The organism is Nonomuraea sp. NPDC049421 (assembly GCF_040677005.1).
GTDB classification, from domain to species: domain Bacteria; phylum Actinomycetota; class Actinomycetes; order Streptosporangiales; family Streptosporangiaceae; genus Nonomuraea; species Nonomuraea salmonea.
On record NZ_JBFAQA010000004.1, the window covers coordinates 1 to 18,302 of the forward strand.

An 18,302-nucleotide genomic window follows, 5' to 3' on the forward strand; every position below is an offset into this window, starting at 1 on the left:
ATCGGTAAGCCGTATGCGGGAAAACCGCACGTACGGAATTGAAAGGGGGATGGGGAACCGGGCCTTCACGGCACCGCGCCCCTGACTACCAATGGCACGGATTCTCCTCTTGCACTCCATGTACGGCCTGCGGCCCGCCGTCCACCAAGCCGCCGACAGGTTGCGGACGGCCGGACACGAGGTGCACGTGCCCGATCTCTACGACGGCCGGGCGGTCGGCACCCCCGAGGAGGGCATCGCGATCAAGGAGGAGATCGGCCGCGACGAGCTGCTCAAGCGGGCCGTGACCGCCGCGGCCCCGCTGTCGGAGCACGGCCTGGTCTACGCCGGCTTCTCGCTGGGCGCCGCGCTGGCACAGAACCTCGCCCTGGGCGACGAGCGCTCGCGCGGCCTGCTGCTCATGCACGGCACCTCCGACATGGCCGACGGCGTGGCGGCCGACGACCTGCCCGTGCAGCTCCACGTCGCCGACCCCGACACCAGCGAGCCGGCCGACTGGCTCAACGCCTGGTACATCCAGATGCGCAGGGCGCGGGCCGACGTCGAGGTGTTCCGCTACGCGGGCGCCGGACACCTGTTCACCGACCCCGACCTGCCCGACTACGACGCCGAGGCGGCCGAGCGCGCCTGGGCGATCGCGCTGGACTTCGTGGCCGACCTGTGAGACCCGCCGGTCTCACCCCACATCGAGAGGGAGACGGACGATGCCGACCGGCATTGCCATCCGCGATGTCCGCGCGCAGCTGTTCGGGGCGGCCGAGCGGGTGCTGCTGCGCGCCGGGCCCGAGGGCCTGACCAGCCGGGCGGTCACCGTCGAGGCGGGGGTCGCCAAGGGGGTGCTGCATCGCCACTTCGCGGACTTCGACGCGTTCCTCGTCGAGCTGATACGCGACCGCATCGCCCGCCTCGACGCCCAAGCCGCCGCGCTCGTCGCCGCCGCGGGCACCGGCACGGTCGCGGGCAACCTCACCGCCGCGCTGATCGAGCTGTTCGACCCGGTCACCGTGTCGATCACCGGTTTGATCATCTTCCGCGACGAACTGCGCGCCCGCCTGCGCCAGTCCACCCCGTCCGGGGTCCCGCTGCTGGCCGAGGGGGCCGCCATGCTGCGCTCCTACCTCGCCCGCGAGTGCGAGCTGGGCCGGGTCGCCGCCGACACCGACGCGGCGACGCACGCGCTGACCCTGATCGGGGCCGGTCACCTGCTGTTCGCCGACCGCGCGGCCGGGCCGCCCGAGGAGCAGGCGGTGGCGGCCATGGTCAGCACGGTCATCGCCGACATCGTCCAGCGACGCCTCCTCTGACCGCCCGAGCGCGCCAGCTCAGGCCACGTTCAGGCCGGAAACCCGAGCGGGTCAGGCGCCGGCGCCGCCGTCCACCGGGACGATCGCGCCGGTCACCATCGAGGCGCGGTCGCTGAGCAGCCACGCCGCCACCTCGGCGACCTCACGGGGCTCGGCCATCCGGCCGAGCGGGGTCATGGCGGTCGCGTGCTTCTGGACGCCGGGCGTCATGGCCTCCCATTCGTCCATCATCTCGGTGACGGTGGCGCCGGGGGTGATGCCGTTCACCCGGATGCCGTCGGACGCCCAGCTCACCGCGGCGGTCTCGGTGATGCTGTTGAGCGCCCGCTTCATCGCCCCGTACGCCGGCAGCGCGGGGTTGGCGCGGCGGCTGCCGATGCTGGAGGTGTTGACGATGGCGCCGCCACCGCCGCGCCGCATCAGCGCGGCCTCGGCGGTCATGGCCGTCCAGTGCCCGCGGAAGTTCACCGCGAACTGCCGGTCGATGTCCTCGTCGCTGGTGGTGTCGAGCGGTCCAGGCTGCTGGATCGCCGCGCCGTTGTTGAACGCGCCGTCCAGCCGCCCGTGCAACTCCTCGACTCGCTCGACCGCCGCGCGGATGCTCGCACGGTCGGCCAGGTCCACGGCCACGGCGTCGGCGACGCCGCCCTCCTCGCGGATCTCGGCCACGATCTTGTCCAGTACGCCGGTGCTGCGGGCGGCGAGCACGACGGCGGCGCCCTCGCGGGCGAAGAGCCGGGCCGCGGCCTCGCCGATGCCGCGGCTGGCGCCGGTGATGAGCGTCACCTTGCCGGTGAGCAGGCCGACAGGGGCGGAAACAGTGGTGTTGGTCATGCCGACCAGTGTCAGCCGGGTGGCCGGAGCGGATGCAGGCACAACCGGTACCAGGCTACGCGGCCACGCCACAGGCACACTGGAGATATGGACAAACAGGAACTCGGGGCCTTTCTGCGCAGCAGGCGGGAGCGGCTCCGCCCGGAGGACGTCGGCCTGCCCTCGGGGCCGCGCCGCCGGACACCCGGTCTGCGCCGCGAGGAGGTGGCGGTGCTCGCGCACATCTCCACCGAGTACTACGTCCGGCTGGAGCAGGGCCGGGCGCCGCGCCCGTCGGGTGAGGTCCTGGCCGGGATCGCCGCCGCGCTGCGGCTCACCGACGCCGAGTCCCGCCACCTTCACGTGCTGGCGGGCACCGCGGAGAGCCGTACCGGGCGGCACCCGCGTGACGTGCGCCCGAGCATTCTCGCGCTGCTGGAGCGGCTGCCGCAGACGGCCGCCTTCGTCACCTCGGCCGCGTTCGAGGTGCTCGCATGGAACCACCTGGCCACCGCGCTCATGGAGGACTTCGGCAAGCTCGCCCCGAAGGATCGCAACGTCGCGCGCCGGGCCTTCCTGCCCTGGACGCTGGAGGGCCCCCGCCCGTACGGGATCTCCGACGCCGGCGTCTTCCGCCAGCACGTCGTCATGGAGCTGCGCCGCACCCAGGCCCGCTACCCGAGCGACCCCGAGGTCGCCGAGCTGATCGAGGAGCTGCGTACCGGCAGCCCTGAGTTCGCGCGCCTCTGGGAGCGGCACGACGTGCAGCCCGCGCCCACGCTCTCCAAGACCTTCCATCACCCGGTCGTCGGTTCCGTCACCGTGGACTGCGACTCGCTCGCGCTCACCGACTGCGACCAGCACCTCATCCTCTACAGCGCGCCTCCGGGATCCGCCGACGCCGAGGCCCTGGCGCTGCTGAACGTCCTCGGCCCCGACTACGCGCACCGATAAGTCAACAGCGATTTACATCTGCGGCCGGTCGCCGCTATCCTGCCGGAGTAAACGGAAAGGGACATCGATGACCGGAGGCGGCACCGAGGTCGTCCGGCGCCGCGACGCGGCCAGGACCCGGCAGCGGCTGCTCGACGCGGCGCTCAAACGCTTCGCGCACGACGGCTACGCCGCGACGACCGTCCGCGACATCACCGACGACGTCGGTGTCAACGTCGCCCTCGTCAACCGCTACTTCCAGTCGAAGGAAGGGTTGTTCGAGGCGTGCCTGGAGGCCGCGTCCGAGGAGCTGCGCCGCATCGCCGACCACGCCCCCATCCCCGACGCCATCAGGCACGTCATCACCGCGACCGGCGAGGGGCGGCTGACCGACGTGCTGCTGCTCCTGCTGCGCACGTCCGGTGACGAGCGCACCGAGCGGATGCGCGTCGGGCTGCTCAGGTCCACCAGCGAGGACCTGGCCGCCGCGGCAGGATGGCGGCCCGACGCGCCGGAGGGTGAGCGGCTGATGCTGCGCGCCCAGCTGGTGCTGGCCCTGTCGGTCGGGGTGACCACGCTGCGCGCCTCCACCGGGCTGCGGCCCCTGGCCACGGCCTCGGACGAGGACCTGGCCGGGCCGCTGCGCGAGGCCGTGGACGCGCTGCTGCCCAGGCCGTGAGCGCCGCTTCCGTCACATCGATGGCCGTGATGAAGGGGGAGAGTCTTGACCATTGACTCCGCTGAGTCCGCTGAGACGCTGCAGACCGCGCGCGGGTGCCCGTTCGCCCCGCCCGAGCAGCACGTGCGGCTGTTGCGCGAGCGGCCCGTCGCCAAGGTCACGCTGCCCACGGGCCGCGACGCCTGGGTGGCCACCCGCTACGAGGACATCAGGACAGTTCTGAGCGACCCGCGCTTCAGCGCGAACCGCCGTCATCCCGCCGCGCCGCGCCTGGTCAACGACGGCAGCGAGCAGCCCGCGTCCTCGCCGCTGCCGAAGATGATGCTGGAGATGGACCCGCCCGAGCACGGGCCCGTCCGCCGGGCCGTGGTCGGCGAGTTCACGCTGCGGCGCATCGCCGCCATGCGGCCGCGCATCCAGCAGATCGTGGACGAGCACCTGGACGCCATGCTGGCGGGTCCGCGCCCGGCCGATCTCGTGCACGCCGTGGCGCTCCCGGTGCCGTCGCTGGTGATCTGTGAGCTGCTCGGGGTGCCGTACGACGATCACGACTTCTTCCAGACCAACTCCGCGCAGCTGCTCAACCGGCGCGCCAGCGAGCAGGAACGCCAGCACGCCGTGCTGGAGCTGGCCGTCTACCTCGACAAGCTGATCACCGCCAAGGAGCAGCAGCCCACCGACGACCTGCTCGGCCGCCAGATCGTCAAGCAGCGCGAGACCGGCACCGTGGACCACCAGGCGCTCATCAGCCTGGCGTTCCTGCTGCTCATCGGCGGTCACGAGACGACCGCGAACATGATCTCGCTGGGCACGTACCTGCTGCTCGAAGAGCATCCCGAGGCGGCGCAGGCGCTGCGCGAGCACCCCGAGAAGGCCGAGCACGCCGTGGAGGAGCTGCTGCGCTACTTCACGATCGCCGAGTTCGCGATGGCGCGGGTCACGCTGGAGGACGTCGAGCTGAGCGGCACCGTGATCCCGGCCGGGTCGGGCGTGCTCATGCTGGCCAACGCCGGCAACCGCGACCCCGAGGTGTTCGAGGACCCCGAGCGCTTCGACATCGAGCGCGGCGCCCGCAACCACCTCGCCTTCGGCTACGGCGCCCACCAGTGCCTGGGCCAGAACCTGGCGCGGGTGGAGCTGGAGATCTTCTTCAGCACGCTGTTCCGCCGGGTGCCGACGCTGCGGCTGGCCGTCCCCGCCGAGGAGCTGTCGTTCAAGGAGGAGGCCGCGGTCTACGGCATGCACGAGCTGCCCGTCACCTGGTGACCAGCTGCCTCCTGGCCCGCCTCCCGGCGCGCGCTCGGCGAGATCACCGCGGGCCTGGACGCGGCCCGGCGCCTCGGCAGCGGGGAGGCCGGTCTCATCAGGGCCGGCTTCGCCGCCTCGCTCGCGCTGACCGTCCTGCCGGGGCTGCGCGCGTACCGCCGCATCTCACCGAACGACGCACGCACCACCGTCGCGGTGGCCTGGCCTCGCGGCGATGACAACAAGGCGACGGTCCGCTCACCGCTGCTCCAAGCAATGCATGTGAGCGCTACGCCGGTGGCCGTGATGGTGTGGGTGTGGCTTGCAGGTAGGCCAGAACCGCCATGACGCGCCGGTTGTGATCCTCGGACGGAGGAAGGCCGAGTTTGGCGAAGATGTTGTTCGTGTGCTTGCCGATCGCCTTGTCGGTGACCTGGAAGCGGGCGGCGATGGCCAGGTTGGACATGCCCTCCGCCATGAGCGCGAGCACCTCACGCTCCCGGAGGGTCAATGTGGCGAGCGGCTCGTCGCGGCTGCGGCGGGTCAGCAACTGGGAGACCACCTCCGGGTCCATCGCGGTGCCGCCCCCGGCGACCTGGCGTACCGCGTCGACGAATCTGTCGACGTCGCCCACCCGGTCCTTCAGCAGGTAGCCCACCCCGCCGGAATGGTCGCACAACAGCTCCCTGGCGTAGAGCTGCTCCACGTACTGCGAGAGGATCAGCACTGGCAGCCCCGGCACCTGGCTGCGCGCCTCCAGGGCCGCGCGCAGCCCCTCGTCGGTGAAGCCGGGCGGTAGCCGCACGTCGATCACGGACACGTCCGGGCGGTGCCGGACCAGGGCCTCCAGCAGCATGGGACCGTTGTCCACGGCCTCCACGACGGTGAAGCCGTTCGCCGACAGCAGGCGGACCAGCCCGTCCCTCAGGAGTGTCAAGTCTTCGGCTATGACAACGCGCACGGGACCTCCATGGTCAGTATGGTAGGGCCGCCTTGAGGGCTGCTCACGGTGAGCGAGCCGTCGAAGGCGGACAGGCGGTCCTCGATGCCACGCACTCCGGTGCCACCGTCACAACGCACCATGCCGCACCCGTTGTCGCCCACGGTCATGCGAAGCACGCCGGTGGTGTGCCGCAGCCGCACCCATGCCCGTGAGGCGCCGCTGTGCTTAGCCACGTTGACCAGCGCCTCGGCGACGGCGAAGTAGACAGCGGACTCCACGGGCGGTTGCGGGCGGCCGGGCAGATCGATGTCGACCTCGACCGGTATCGGGCACAGCAGCGCGGACGCCTCGATGGCGCCGGCCAGACCTCGGTCGGACAGCACCGGGGGATGAATGCCACGCACCAGGTCGCGCAGGTCCGTCAGCGCCTGGCCGGCGACCTCTCGCGCCTCGTCGATCATGCGCGCCATCTCGCCCGGATCACGGGAGCCGCGGGCCAGCCCCAGGTGCATGGAGATGGCGATCAGCTTGGCCTGGGCGCCGTCGTGCAGGTCACGTTCGATGCGCCGCAGCTCGGCGGCGCGCGCGTCGACCACCGCGGCTCGCGACGCGGTCAGCGCTCGGATTCGCGCGTCCGTCGCGGTGTCACCGTCCAGCAGCCGTCGCGCCAGTCGCGCCTGCCCGATGCGGAACTGGAAGATGGCCATGAGGGCGACCGCCGCGATAGCCACGATGGACAAGCTGAGCGCGAACGTGTTCAGCGTGCCCGTCTGCGTCGGCTGCAGCCGGAACCAGACGTAGTCCAGGGCGGCCAGCATCGCCAACACCGCCGCCACCGGAGCGGGGCCCGTGACGACGTGCACGGCCAGCCAGCCCAGTTCACGCCGCGTGCCGCGGCGGCGCGCTTCCGGCACCGCAGTGGCCCGCCATGGCCGGCCCATTTCACGCCGGTGACCTCCTGCGGCGCCGTCCCTGTCGAGTACTCGGCCCGCCCAGCGGCGCTGGTGGGCGGCCAGGCGATGGACGAGAACGAGCCCGAGGCCGAGCGGCGCCCGCCCGAGACCGGCCACCGGCACGAGGGCGGCGCTCACCATCACCAGGGCGAGCACCACCAGCGCCGCAAGGCCGGTGACCGCGTTCAGCGCCAGCGCCGCCAGGCTGCTCACCGCGTCCCGCGCGTACCCCGCCGAAGCATTGACGGCCTGTCGCGCCGGCCCGCCGAACGCGGGTCGTATCCCCATCACAGGTGCAGTCTGCCCTGCCGGCGAGGAGAACACGGTGGGGCCGGCCCTACCCCTTGAGGTGGCTGTTTCCCACCCTGGCCGGTGGGCCGACACCTATGGAGGCCGGAGCCCGGGACCGCGAGGCTGATCCGGCCGATCGGATCGAGCTGATCGGCCTGATCTGGCGGACAAGGATGAGACGTGATCGAAGTGCGAGGGCTGAGCATGCGATACGGCCGCACGCTCGCCGTGGACGACCTGACCTTCACGGTCAAGCCGGGCCTGGTGACCGGTTTCCTGGGGCCGAACGGAGCAGGCAAGTCCACGACCATGCGAGTCGTACTCGGGCTGGAACTCCCCACCGCGGGTGAGGCGCTGGTGGACGGTCGCCCGTACGCGACGCTGCGCCGTCCCATGCGCACGATGGGGGCGCTGCTGGAGGCCGGGGCGGTACACGGCGGGCGTACGGCCCGCGACCATCTCGGCTGCCTGGCACGCAGCAACGGCATCGGCATGAAGCGGGTGGCCGCCGTGCTCGACCAGGTCGGCTTGACCGACGTGGCGAACCTGCGGATCGGCGGGTTCTCCTTGGGCATGAAGCAGCGCCTCGGCATCGCGGCGGCGCTGCTCGGCGACCCGGCGGTGCTGATGTTCGACGAGCCACTCAACGGCCTGGACCCGGAGGGCATCCGCTGGATCCGCGACCTGCTGCGCTCGCTCGCGGCCGACGGTCGTACCGTCCTGCTGTCCAGTCATCTGATGAACGAGCTGGCCCTCACCGCCGACCACGTCGTCGTCATCGGACGCGGCCGGCTGATCGCCGACACGACGACGAACGCACTCGCCGCGCGGTTCCAGCGCGATGTCTTGGTCCGCACGGCGCATCCGGATCGGCTGGCGCAGACCCTGCGCGCGCACAGCGCGAGCGTGACCGCAGACGCCCTGGCGCCGGGCGACCTGACGGTGCGAGGCATGGACGCGGCCGAGATCGGCGAGCTGGCCCTGCGGGCGGGCATCGCACTGCGGGAGCTGACGCCGCGCAGCGCCTCGCTGGAGGAGGCGTTCATGGAATTGACCGATGACAGCGTCCAGTACGGCGCCCGCCCCGCCACCGTCTCGGGGGTGCCCCGATGAGGGACGTGATCGCCTCGGAGTGGTACAAGCTGCGCTCGCTCCGCTCCAATGTCCACCTGCTGGCCGTCTCGGTCCTCGCCGTGCTGGTCTGCGCTGGGGTGGCGTACCTGGTGGGCCGGGGGTTCGACCGCCAGACGTTCGAGGAGCGGATGCGCTTCACCAGCAACGGCGCCGGGCTGGGCACCGGGCTGCCGGTCGCCTACTTCGTGCTGGGCACGCTGGGCGCGCTCTCGATCACCTCCGAGCACGCCACAGGGATGATCCGTACAAGCCTGGCGGCGGTGCCGCGGCGGCAGGTGTTCCTGTTCGCGAAGATCCCCGGGCTGGCCGCGGTCACCCTGGTCGCCGGCCAGGTGCTGGCGTTCGCGATGCATCTGGCCGCCCAGGCCGTCCTCGGTGACCGCGCCGGTCAGATGCTGCTTGACGGGGGCACCCTCGGCACCCCGCTCTCGGAGCCGGGCGTGCTCGCCACGGTGATCGTCGCCGGGCTGTCCATGACGGCCGCGGCGCTGATCGGGCTCGGTGTGGGGGCGGCGATCCGATCGACCCCCGGCAGCCTGGTCGCGCTCGTCATGTTCTTCCTGGTGATCCCGATCGTCGCGCAGGCGCTGCCGTCCCCGCTGCGTTCGCAGGTGGGCTCGTACATGATGGAGAATCTGCCGTCGCAGATCGCCGGAGTGGGCGGCGGCCTGCTCCCTTCTGGGGTGGCGGCCGCGCTGCTCGTCGTCTACGTCGCCGCAGCCCTGACGGCGGGCGCGACGGTGACCGCGCTTGAGGGACGCCTCAAGGTGGCGGCCGTTGGAGCGGCCGCCACGCTTTTGGCCGCGCTGGTGGCGGTGCCCGCCACCGCAGACTCGGCCGGCTCCGGCCCGTCCTCGCTGGCTTGGGGACCGTGTACCGGCAAGGACGCCCCTAAGGACATGCGCTGTGCCTCCGTCCAGGTGCCCCTCATCTGGACGGAGCCCGCGGGACGGAAGATCACCGTGCCCATCGCGATGCTTCCCGCCTCCGGTGCGGCACGCCGGATCGGCACGGTGTTCGCCATCCCCGGCGGTCCCGGTGTGTCGGGCATCGATGAGCTCAAGCAGTTCCACGCGAGGTTCGCCAAGCTGCGTGACCGCTTCGATGTGGTCAGCTTCGACCCGCGCAACACCGTCAAGCCCGGCGGCGTACTGCCGTACGAGTGCCTGGCCACCGGCCCTTACATCACCCTGCCGGACACCCGTGCCGAGTACGCCGCACTCGCCCGGACCAACCGCGAACACGCGCAGCAGTGCCGGTCGGCAGACCCGGACTTCTTCGACCACATGGACTCAGCCTCGGTCGCCCGCGACATCGAGGCCGTCCGCACCGCGATGGGCGAGCGGCGGCTGAGCTTCCTCGCCACCTCCTACGGCGGACATCCCGCGCTGGCCTACGCCCGCCTGTTCCCCTCCCGCATCCGCGCCATGGTCATGGACGGCACCGCCGGCCATGTCGAGGACACGGTGGCCAGGGAACCCTCCATGTATCTGAGGGCGGAGAAGGCACTGGAGCGGTTCGCCGCCTGGTGCCGTTCGGCCACGGCCTGCGCCCTGCACGGGCAGGACGCCGGTGAGGTGTGGCGTCGGCTGGTGGTCGCCGCCGACCGCTCACCCGTACCGGTGCACAACGACCCGACCGAAGCCGCCTACACCGGATTCGACCTGAAAGTGGCCGCCGCCCCCAGCTTCACCTCGCCCGGCCCGGAACCGGACGTGCCGCGCTGGGTCGAGCTGGCCGAGGCGATCAAGAAGGCCGCCGAGGGCGACGCCTCCGGATTCGCCGAGTACGTCCGTCGCGCCACCGGCAGCCCCAAGCTCCCCTCACTCGCCGGGCAGAACATGACCCACTGCCTCGACGGCCGAGCATACGAGAGCTACGCGGCCTACCGCAGCGCACTGCGCAGGGCGCAAGAGCTGTCGCCGAACTTCGCGGGGCAGCGGGCGTGGTGGCCGCTGGGCTGCGCCGGTTGGCCCGCTCCCGTCACCAACCCGCCGGCGCCGCTGCCCACCAGCGGTCTGGTGCCCTTCCTCGGAGTCGGCAGCTGGACCGACCACGACGAGGTCGCCGACATCATCCGCCACGTGCCGGGCTCCTCAAGCGTCCGCTACGACGGACATGGCCACGCGCTCTACGTCTACGGCAAGGGCGGCTGCGTCACCGCTCACGTCAACCGCTACTTCACCAGTTTGAGGCTCCCGCCCCCGGGCACCACCTGCCAGGCCACCGCATGACGACCGGCCGCATTTCCCGGTGCCGCCCCCCTGGGAAATGCGGCCGCCGAAACTGCCAAGTCCTCGGCGGGTGAGATCATCACGCACCGAACGCCAGGAGGGCCTGGGGCGGTACGTCCAAGACGCGCCGGCCGATGACGTGATGACCGAAGGCGAATGGATCAGCTGGCGCTCCGGGCGCCCACCTCGGCTTCGAGATGGGTGGCGAGCGCCGCGGGGTGGGTGAGCTGCGGGAAGTGGCCGGCGCCGTCGATCGTGGTCACGGGGATGTCCACCGCGACGGTCAGCGGGTCGGCCGAGCCGACGACGATCTCCACGGGCACGTCGATGCGTTCCAGGAGGCGGCGCAGCTCGTCGCGCCGGCCGTGGGCGGCACGCAGGGCGGCGACGACGGCGCGGGCGCGGCCGGGGCGGGCCAGGTCGGCCGTACTGCCCACCGGGATGCCCAGCGTCCTGGCCAGGCGGGCGGCCGGCAGGCGGCGCAGCAGCGGCACCGCCGCCCACGACCGCAGCAGCCAAGAGGAGGGGTTCTGCAGGAACGCGGGAGCCACCAGCACCAGCCGGGAGATCGTGCCACGGTGTGCGGCGGCGTAGCGGAGTGCGGGGCCGCAGGCGAACGAATGCGCCACGAGCACCGGCCGCGTCGCCACCGGCTCCAACAGCCCGGCCACCCACCCCTCCAATGCCCTCGGGTCCAACGCCCTCGGGCCGGCTCGCTCTGCCCGAGCCTGGCCTGCCGTGGGTTCTGGTGGTGGGGCGGATCTGCCGTGACCGGGGAGGTCGGCCGTCAACGTCGGGGTGTCGAGGCGGGTGGTGACATGGGTCCAGGAGTCGGCGTCCAGGGGGAGGCCGTGGAGCAGGACATAGCCGGGTCGCTCCCGGTCGCCGGTCAGCCAGGTGCGGACGCCTGCCACGTCCTGGTAGCCGTAGCGGCCGGTGGGTGGGGAGGCGGCGCCGAAGCGGGCCGCCACCAGGGCGTCGGCCCAGGTCGTCAGAACGGTCTCGGTGGGTGGCTGGCTGAGGCCGGTCTTCTCGGCGAAGGCCCGCGCGGGCGCGGTGTCGTAGCGGTCGGCCGACAGGAACGACAGCGTCTCGGGGTCCACGCCGGTCAGCGCCCGGGGGAGGCGGCGCAGCAGGCCGACCGGGATCGAGCGCCGGGGCGCTCGCACGCCCATGTGGCGGGCCAGCAGCGCGATGAGGTCCGGCAGGACGGGCGTGCGGTCGTCGAGGATCCAGTACGCCCGGCCGGCCGTCTCCTCGTGCTCGGGCAGCCGGGTCATGAACGCCGCGAGGTAGCCGACGTCCACGACCGGCACGAACGCCTCGCGCCCGCCGGGCAGGGCGGGCAGGCGGCCGTGCCACAGGTCCGACACCATCGACGCCAGCCCGACGTACTGGCCGGGTCCGACGGCGGTGGAGGGGTTGGCGATGGTGAGCGGGATGCCGCGCTCGCGGGCGCGGACCCGCACTGCCGCGTCGCCCTCCTTCTTCGACGCCTCGTACGCCCCCAGCCGCCGGTAGTCGGGCGAAGTGTCGTCCGCAGGGCCGTCCGCAGGACCGTCCGCGCTGACGCGGTACCCACTGACGTGCACGACGCGCCGCAGCCCCGGCAGTTCGGCGGCCCAGTCGAGGACGTTGAGCGCGCCGGTCACGTTCGCCGCCCGAGCCTCGGCGACGCTCAGCCCGAACGCGAAGCGGGCCGCGCAGTTGTAGATGTCGCGCACGCCGTCCAGGCCGGTGGGCGGCAGGCCGAGGCCGGTACGGGTGATGTCGGCGCGGACGACGCTCAGCCCGCCGGCCGGCACATCCTGACCCGCCAGCCAGGCGGTGAGCCGGTCGGCATCGCCACGCACAGCGGCGGCGACCCGCCGGCCGCAGCGCAGCAGCTCGGCGACCACGGACCGGCCGATGAAGCCGCCCGCACCAAAGACGATGGAGTCCGGCGAGCCGCCGGACGGATCGAGAGGGCTGGCAGAGCTGGGCAGATCAAAGGGGCTGGAGGAGTTGGGCTGGTCAAGCGGGGCGAAGGAGCCGGGCCGGTCGAGGGGGCCGGACGGACCAGGTTGGTCGAGCGAGCCGGGGGAGTTGGAGGGCACGGGGGTTCTCCTCAGTGGGTGGTGAGTAGGAGGGTGGCGCGGCGGGCTGCGGCGTCGAGGGGGCGGCGGTCGCGGCGGGCTCTGGCCAGCAGAAGCGCGCCCTCGATCAGGGCGAGCACGGTCGTGGCGGTGTCGTCGGCGTGGGGGTGGCCGTCGGCGGCGAGCCGGTCGGACAGGATGCGCTCCCAGGAGTCGTAGACCTCGGCGCACACCTGCTGGAGCACGTCATGGGTGGCCGCCAGTTCCAGCGCGACGGTGGCGACCGGGCAGCCCTTGCGCCACCCGGACGCCTCCAGCCGGTCACCGAGCAGCGTGATCATGCCGGTGAGCAGGGCCGTCGTGTCGGGCGCCGTGGCGGCGAGCCCGTCCACGGCGGCGGCGATCTCCCGCCCGGCCCGCCGCAGCGCCTCGGCGACCAGCTCGTCCTTGCCGCCGGGGAAGTGGAAGTAGAGCGAGCCCCGGGGCATCCCGCTGGCCGCGATGACCTGGTTGAGCCCGGCGCCGAAGTAGCCCCCCGCTTCGATCAGCTCCTGGGTGGTGTCGAGCAGCCGTCCGCGCGTCTCCGCGCCTTTACGTCCCATGCCAGAAAAAGTAGACCGGTCTGCATATTTTTGGCAAACCAGCAAGCCAGCAAACCCTTCAGGGGCGAAGGTCAGGTGGTGGCGCCCCATGTGAGGGACAGGCCGGTGGCTGCGCGTTCGGTGCGGATCTCCATCATGCTGCCCAGGATCGTGGCGTGGTCGGACACCACAGGCGTGGCGTCGAGCGTCGCGGTGACGCGGGTGCTGACCAGCACCGGGCTGCCCTCCGGCTCCAGCAGGTGGCGGGCGGCCGCGGCGTCGAGCAGGCCGGGCCGCACCACCTCCGATGCGCGGGCGACCGCCACGCCCGCGTCGGCGAGCGCGGTGTAGAGGGAGACCTCGGTGAAGTCGCGGTCGCGGATGTGGTCGGCCATCGGCCGGCGCACCCAGGAGACCTGGTGGACGGCCGGGCGGCCGGCGAACTCGCGGACCCGCTCAAGACGCAGCGCGCTCCCGCCGGGCGGCAGCCGCAGCTCGGCGGCGATCCTGGCAGGAGCGCGGCGTACGGCCCGGCCCACAACGACGGTGCGTACGTCGTGGCCCTGCTTGCGCAGGTCGTCGGCCAGGCTGCGGAGCGAGTCGAGCTGGTACGCCAGATGCGGCGGCGCGACGAATGTGCCCTTGCCCGGCCGCTGCACGATCAGCCGCTCGTCGCTGAGCTGCCGCAACGCCTGGCGCAACGTCATCAGGGTGACCCCGTAGGAGGCGCTCAGCTCGCGCTGCGGCGGCAGCGCCTCGCCAGGGGCGTAGTGGCCGGACCGGATCTTCGCGGCGAGGTCGGCGGCGATGGCGCGGTATCTCGCCTCGTGCCCGGCTTCGGCGGTCATCGTGGTGCATCACTCCTGGTCGAGGGCCTCCCGCAGGCTCGTGACGAAGGCCCGCAGGTCGTCCGGCCCCGCACCGTCGAGCACCCGCCGCATGACGGCGGCGCCGACCACCACGCCGTCGGCGTGCCGGCGGGCCTCGCGGGCCTGGTCCGGGGTGGAGATGCCGAATCCTAGCAAGACCGGCAGGTCGGTGACCCGCCTGAGCCGCGCGGCGAGCCGCTCCGCCGAGTCGGCGAGCGCGGCCCGTTCGCCGGTGGTGCCCATGACCGACACGGCGTAGACGAAGCCGCGGCTGCGGGCGGCGATCTTCGCCAGTCTCGGCTCGGGCGTGGTGGGCGAGGCCAGCAGGGCGGGCTCGATGCCGGTCGCCTTGGCCGCGTCGGTCAGCTCGTCCGCCTCGTGCACCGGCAGGTCGGGCACGATCAGGCCGGCGACGCCCGCCTGGCGCAGCGCGGCGCAGAACGGCTCGGGGCCGGCGTTCAGCACCAGGTTGTAGTAGGTGCTGACGACCAGGGGCACGCCCACGTCGGGCATCGCGGCGAGGATGTCGCGGGTGTTCGCGCCTCTGGCCAGCGCGGCCTGGCTCGCCTGCTGGATGGTGGGGCCGTCCAGCGTGGGGTCGGAGAAGGGCAGGCCGACCTCGATCGCGTCCGCCCCCGCTTCGGCGAAGCCGTGCAGGTAGCCGGTCCAGTCAGGTGTGATGCCGGCGGTGACGTACGGCATGAGCAGGCCGCGGCCGGTGTCACGGGCGGCCCGCAGGCGGCGTTCGACCGCTCCCGCGACCAGGACGGAGTCGTTCACAGCAGCTCCTTCAACGTCGCCATGTCCTTGTCACCGCGCCCGGACAGCGTCATCAGCACCGTCGATCCGGCCGGCAGGTCGCCTGCGGCGGCCGCGCGGATGATCCAGGCGAGGGCGTGCGCCGATTCGAGCGCGGGCAGGATGCCCTCGGTGCGCGCCAGCCGTACGGCGGCGGCGACCGCCTCCTCGTCGGTCACCGTGACGTAGCGGGCTCTGCCCAGGTCGCGCAGGTGGGCGTGCTCGGGGCCGACGCCGGGGTAGTCGAGCCCGGCCGCGATGGAGTGCGCCTCGGTGATCTGCCCGTCGCCGTCCTGGAGGAACAGCGAGCGGGCGCCGTGCAGCACGCCGAGCCTGCCGCGCACGGCTCCCGCGCCGCCCTCGGCCTCGACGCCGACCAGCCGGGCCGAGGTGTCGGCGAACCCGGCGAACGTGCCGGCCGCGTTCGAGCCGCCGCCGACGCAGGCCACCACGTGCTCGGGGACGCCGGTGGGCAGCTCGGCGGCGCACTGGGCGCGCGCCTCGTCGCCGATGACCCGCTGCAGCTCCCTGACCAGATACGGGTACGGGTCGGGCCCCACGACCGAGCCGATGCAGTAGTGGGAGTCGCCGGTCGTGCCCACCCAGTGACGCATGGCCTCGCTGGTGGCGTCCTTGAGCGTACGGCTGCCCGTGGTCACCGGCACCACCTCGGCGCCTAGGACGCGCATGCGGAAGACGTTCAGCTCCTGGCGTTCGATGTCACGGGCACCCATGAACACCGTCGCGCGCAGGCCGAGCAGCGCGGCGGCGGTGGCGGCGGCCACGCCGTGCTGGCCCGCGCCGGTCTCGGCGATCAGCCTGGTCCTGCCCATGCGGGTGGCCAGCAGCGCCTGGCCGAGCACGTTGTTGATCTTGTGGGAGCCGGTGTGGGTGAGGTCCTCGCGTTTGAGGTAGAGCCGCACGCCCAGCTCGTCCGACAGGCGGGCGGCGGGGGTGAGCGGGGTGGGGCGGCCGGCGTGCACGGCCAGCAGTGTGGCCAGCGCGTTGCGGAAGCCGGGATCGGCCCAGGCGGCGCGGAACGCCTCGTCCACCTCGCGGCAGGCCTCCACCAGGGACTCCGGGGCGTACCGGCCGCCGTACGCGCCGAACCTGCCGCGTTCCTGCGGCTCGTTCATCGTCGTGTCGGGTGGGGCCGGGTCTCTCCAGGGCAGCACGTCGTACATGCCGAACTCCTCTCGTTATAGAACTCCTATAAGAGTTCTATAACAGTGAGTGTGGCACGGAACCCACGGGACGCGCCACCGGCCCCCGGGGGACTGGTATGCTGATCAAGCACCTGTGAGCCTCCTCGTCCGCCGCGAGGAGGCTTTTTTTGTGCCCGGAACCGGGCGCAACCCTCTCTGATGGAGATTGAGATGAGTGCAACATGGCGGCTCGGCGACCTGACCGTGAACAGGATCGGTTTCGGGGCCATGCGCCTGGCCGGGCGGGTCGCGTTCGGGTCCGACCAGCGCGGGCGTGACCGGGCGATCGCGGTGCTGCGGCGGGCCGTCGAGCTCGGCGTGAACCACATCGACACCGCGTCCTTCTACTTCACCGGCGACCTGGCGGCCAACGATGTGATCAGGGAAGCCTTGGCCCCGTACCCGGACGATCTCGTCATCACCACCAAGGTCTGGCCGGCCCGCCACCCGGACGGCACGTGGTGGTGGGCCACGCCCGAGCAGTTGCACGGCCAGGTGGAGGACAACCTGCGGACGCTCGGCCGCGACCGGCTCGACGTGGTGAACCTGCGCGTGCCCCCGAGCACGCAGGACGGCTCGATCGCCGCGCACTTCGGCGCGCTGGCCGAGCTGCGCGAGGCCGGGCTCGTCCGGCACCTGGGCGTCTCCAACGTCACGGCGGAGCAGCTCGCCGAGGCGCGGGCCATCGCGCCGGTGGTGTGCGTGCAGAACGCCTTCGGCGTCGGCGCCCCCGCGCAGGAGCGCGAGCTGCTGCGCGGCTGCGGCGAGCAGGGCATCGCGTACGTGCCGTTCTTCGCGATCGCCGGCTCCGGCCGCGAGTCGGGGACGGGGACGGGCGAGCACGAGGCCGTGGAGGAGGTCGCCCGCGCCCACGGCGCGTCACCCGCCCGGGTCCGCCTGGCCTGGACGCTCGCCCAGGGCCCGCACGTCCTCGCCATCCCCGGCACCGGTGACCTCGACCACCTGGCCGAGAACGTGGCGGCCGGCGCCCTGCGCCTGTCCGACGACGACCTCGCCCGCCTGAACGGCCTCACCGGCCAGGGCTCGGCGGGTGTGCGTGCGTGAAAGTGCCCCTTCGCACGCGCGCCCGCAGGGGCGGAGAGTCCCCGCAGACACACCAGCAGGGGCGGGTCCGGGTCCGAACAGGTCAGCGGGTGATCGCGGACCCGGGTCCGCGATCCGGCGGGCGAGCCGTGAGCATCGGTCAGGGGCCCCGGAAGGTGGCGCGGTAGGCGGTGGGGGAGACGCCCAGCTCGGCCTTCATGTGCAGGCGCAGTGAGCCGGCGGTGCCGAAGCCAGCGGCGACGGCGATCTCGTCGACGGGCAGGTCGGTGCGTTCCAGCAGCGAGCAGGCCCGCTCGACGCGCTGCCGGGTGAGCCACCGCCCCGGCGAGGTGCCGATCTCGTCGCGGAAGCGCCGGGTGAAGGTGCGCGTGCTCGTCGCCTCCTGGGCGGCCAGCTCGCGCAGCGTGATGGGCCGGTGCAGGTTGGTCAGCGCCCACCGGCGCGCCCTGCCGGTCGAGGAGATCTTCGGGTCCGGCATCGGCCGCCGCACGTACTGCGCCTGCCCGCCCTCGCGGTGCGGCGGGACGACGGAGCCACGCGCCACGTCGTTGGCGACGGCCGCGCCGTGGTCGGTGCGGATCATGTGCAGGCACAGGTCGACGCCCGACGCCCCGCCCGCCGAGGTGAGGACGCCGTCGTCGTCGGTGTAGAGCACGTCGGGGTCGACGACGACGTCGGGGAAGCACTCGCGAAACCGGGCGGACGAGCGCCAGTGCGTGGTCGCCCGCCGCCCGGCCAGCAGGCCGGCCGCGGCGAGCATGAACGCACCCGTGCAGATGGCGGCGACGCGGGTGCCGGGACGGATCCGCGCCAGCGCGGCGACGATCGCGGGGTCGAGCGGCTCGTCCGGGCGCTCGACCCCGCGATCGAACTCGTCGTGCTCGAAGTCGTTCAGGGAGGCCGGGACGACGACGGTGCCGGCCTCGGCCAGCGCTTCGAGGCCGTGCGCGACGGTGAGGGTGAAGTCTCCGTCGGTACGCAGCTCGCCGGGCTCGGCCGCGCAGGTCACGACCTCGTACAGGGCGGCGCCGTCGGCCGAGCGCGCCTGGCCGAAGAGCCGGTGGACGATGCCGAGCTCGAAGGAGAGCGCCCGGTCACGCGCCAGCACGGCCACCCGGTGCCGCCCATCACCGGAGAAAACGGACATGGCCCGATCTTCGCACATGTTGTCCATCAGGCC

17 protein-coding genes are annotated in these 18,302 nt (G+C 72.7%); 8 read left to right on the forward strand and 9 right to left on the reverse strand.

All coding sequences use genetic code 11. The features are described from left to right. Positions 1-109: 109 nt before the first annotated feature. Both AB0K18_RS08145 and AB0K18_RS08150 read left to right on the forward strand, forming a co-directional pair. Positions 110-664 (forward strand): dienelactone hydrolase family protein, encoded by a 555-nt coding sequence (locus AB0K18_RS08145; RefSeq protein ID WP_364911607.1) that lies wholly within the window; start codon positions 110-112, stop codon positions 662-664. A gap of 40 nt (positions 665-704) precedes the next feature. Next, complete coding sequence (locus AB0K18_RS08150; RefSeq protein ID WP_364911610.1) at positions 705-1,304, forward strand: TetR/AcrR family transcriptional regulator; 600 nt, start codon at positions 705-707, stop codon at positions 1,302-1,304. 51 nt (positions 1,305-1,355) lie between these two features. Here AB0K18_RS08150 and AB0K18_RS08155 read toward each other — a convergent pair whose 3' ends face one another. After that, positions 1,356-2,138: an SDR family oxidoreductase gene (locus AB0K18_RS08155; RefSeq protein ID WP_364911613.1), complete on the reverse strand. Its 783-nt coding sequence runs from the start codon at positions 2,136-2,138 to the stop codon at positions 1,356-1,358. 87 nt (positions 2,139-2,225) lie between these two features. On the opposite strand from AB0K18_RS08155, the gene AB0K18_RS08160 reads away from it, so the two are divergent. The 3 genes from AB0K18_RS08160 to AB0K18_RS08170 all read left to right on the forward strand — a co-directional run bounded on the left by AB0K18_RS08160 (position 2,226) and on the right by AB0K18_RS08170 (position 4,995). Then, positions 2,226-3,071: a helix-turn-helix transcriptional regulator gene (locus AB0K18_RS08160; RefSeq protein ID WP_364911616.1), complete on the forward strand. Its 846-nt coding sequence runs from the start codon at positions 2,226-2,228 to the stop codon at positions 3,069-3,071. Positions 3,072-3,138: 67 nt separating this feature from the next. Then, complete coding sequence (locus AB0K18_RS08165) at positions 3,139-3,729, forward strand: TetR family transcriptional regulator (protein WP_364911619.1); 591 nt, start codon at positions 3,139-3,141, stop codon at positions 3,727-3,729. A 45-nt stretch (positions 3,730-3,774) separates the two neighbouring features. Continuing rightward, positions 3,775-4,995 carry a cytochrome P450 gene (locus tag AB0K18_RS08170; protein WP_364911622.1) on the forward strand — a complete coding sequence of 407 codons (1,221 nt, stop codon included), beginning with the start codon at positions 3,775-3,777 and terminating at the stop codon, positions 4,993-4,995. Between the two features lie 268 nt (positions 4,996-5,263). Here AB0K18_RS08170 and AB0K18_RS08175 read toward each other — a convergent pair whose 3' ends face one another. After that, positions 5,264-5,935 carry a response regulator transcription factor gene (locus AB0K18_RS08175; protein WP_364911625.1) on the reverse strand — a complete coding sequence of 224 codons (672 nt, stop codon included), beginning with the start codon at positions 5,933-5,935 and terminating at the stop codon, positions 5,264-5,266. Further along, on the reverse strand, positions 5,920-7,158 hold the full coding sequence (locus AB0K18_RS08180) for a histidine kinase (RefSeq protein WP_364912720.1): 1,239 nt from the start codon (positions 7,156-7,158) through the stop codon (positions 5,920-5,922). The genes AB0K18_RS08175 and AB0K18_RS08180 overlap by 16 nt, the downstream gene beginning before the upstream one ends. Before the next feature lie 183 nt (positions 7,159-7,341). Between AB0K18_RS08180 and AB0K18_RS08185 the strand changes: the two genes are divergently transcribed. Both AB0K18_RS08185 and AB0K18_RS08190 read left to right on the forward strand, forming a co-directional pair. Beyond that, positions 7,342-8,274 (forward strand): ATP-binding cassette domain-containing protein, encoded by a 933-nt coding sequence (locus AB0K18_RS08185; RefSeq protein WP_364911627.1) that lies wholly within the window; start codon positions 7,342-7,344, stop codon positions 8,272-8,274. Then, entirely contained in the window at positions 8,271-10,529 is a 2,259-nt protein-coding gene (locus tag AB0K18_RS08190) for an alpha/beta fold hydrolase (RefSeq protein ID WP_364911630.1), read from the forward strand. Before AB0K18_RS08185 ends, AB0K18_RS08190 begins: the two co-directional genes overlap by 4 nt. A gap of 161 nt (positions 10,530-10,690) precedes the next feature. On the opposite strand, the gene AB0K18_RS08195 is transcribed toward AB0K18_RS08190, so the two are convergent. The 5 genes from AB0K18_RS08195 to trpB all read right to left on the reverse strand — a co-directional run bounded on the left by AB0K18_RS08195 (position 10,691) and on the right by trpB (position 15,988). Beyond that, positions 10,691-12,625: an alpha/beta fold hydrolase gene (locus tag AB0K18_RS08195; RefSeq protein WP_364911633.1), complete on the reverse strand. Its 1,935-nt coding sequence runs from the start codon at positions 12,623-12,625 to the stop codon at positions 10,691-10,693. Positions 12,626-12,636: 11 nt separating this feature from the next. Continuing rightward, positions 12,637-13,206: a TetR/AcrR family transcriptional regulator gene (locus tag AB0K18_RS08200; protein WP_364911636.1), complete on the reverse strand. Its 570-nt coding sequence runs from the start codon at positions 13,204-13,206 to the stop codon at positions 12,637-12,639. 71 nt (positions 13,207-13,277) lie between these two features. Next, entirely contained in the window at positions 13,278-14,033 is a 756-nt protein-coding gene (locus tag AB0K18_RS08205; RefSeq protein ID WP_364911639.1) for a GntR family transcriptional regulator, read from the reverse strand. Between the two features lie 9 nt (positions 14,034-14,042). Next, positions 14,043-14,834 (reverse strand): tryptophan synthase subunit alpha, encoded by a 792-nt coding sequence (gene trpA / locus AB0K18_RS08210; protein WP_364911642.1) that lies wholly within the window; start codon positions 14,832-14,834, stop codon positions 14,043-14,045. Beyond that, positions 14,831-15,988 carry a tryptophan synthase subunit beta gene (trpB, locus tag AB0K18_RS08215; protein ID WP_364912725.1) on the reverse strand — a complete coding sequence of 386 codons (1,158 nt, stop codon included), beginning with the start codon at positions 15,986-15,988 and terminating at the stop codon, positions 14,831-14,833. Before trpB ends, trpA begins: the two co-directional genes overlap by 4 nt. A gap of 240 nt (positions 15,989-16,228) precedes the next feature. Between trpB and AB0K18_RS08220 the strand changes: the two genes are divergently transcribed. Beyond that, entirely contained in the window at positions 16,229-17,122 is an 894-nt protein-coding gene (locus AB0K18_RS08220) for an oxidoreductase (RefSeq protein WP_364911645.1), read from the forward strand. Between the two features lie 139 nt (positions 17,123-17,261). Here AB0K18_RS08220 and AB0K18_RS08225 read toward each other — a convergent pair whose 3' ends face one another. Continuing rightward, the gene (locus AB0K18_RS08225) at positions 17,262-18,269 is read right to left on the reverse strand and encodes a helix-turn-helix domain-containing protein (protein WP_364911648.1); all 1,008 of its coding nucleotides are present in this window, start codon (positions 18,267-18,269) and stop codon (positions 17,262-17,264) included. Between the last annotated feature and the right edge of the window lie 33 nt (positions 18,270-18,302).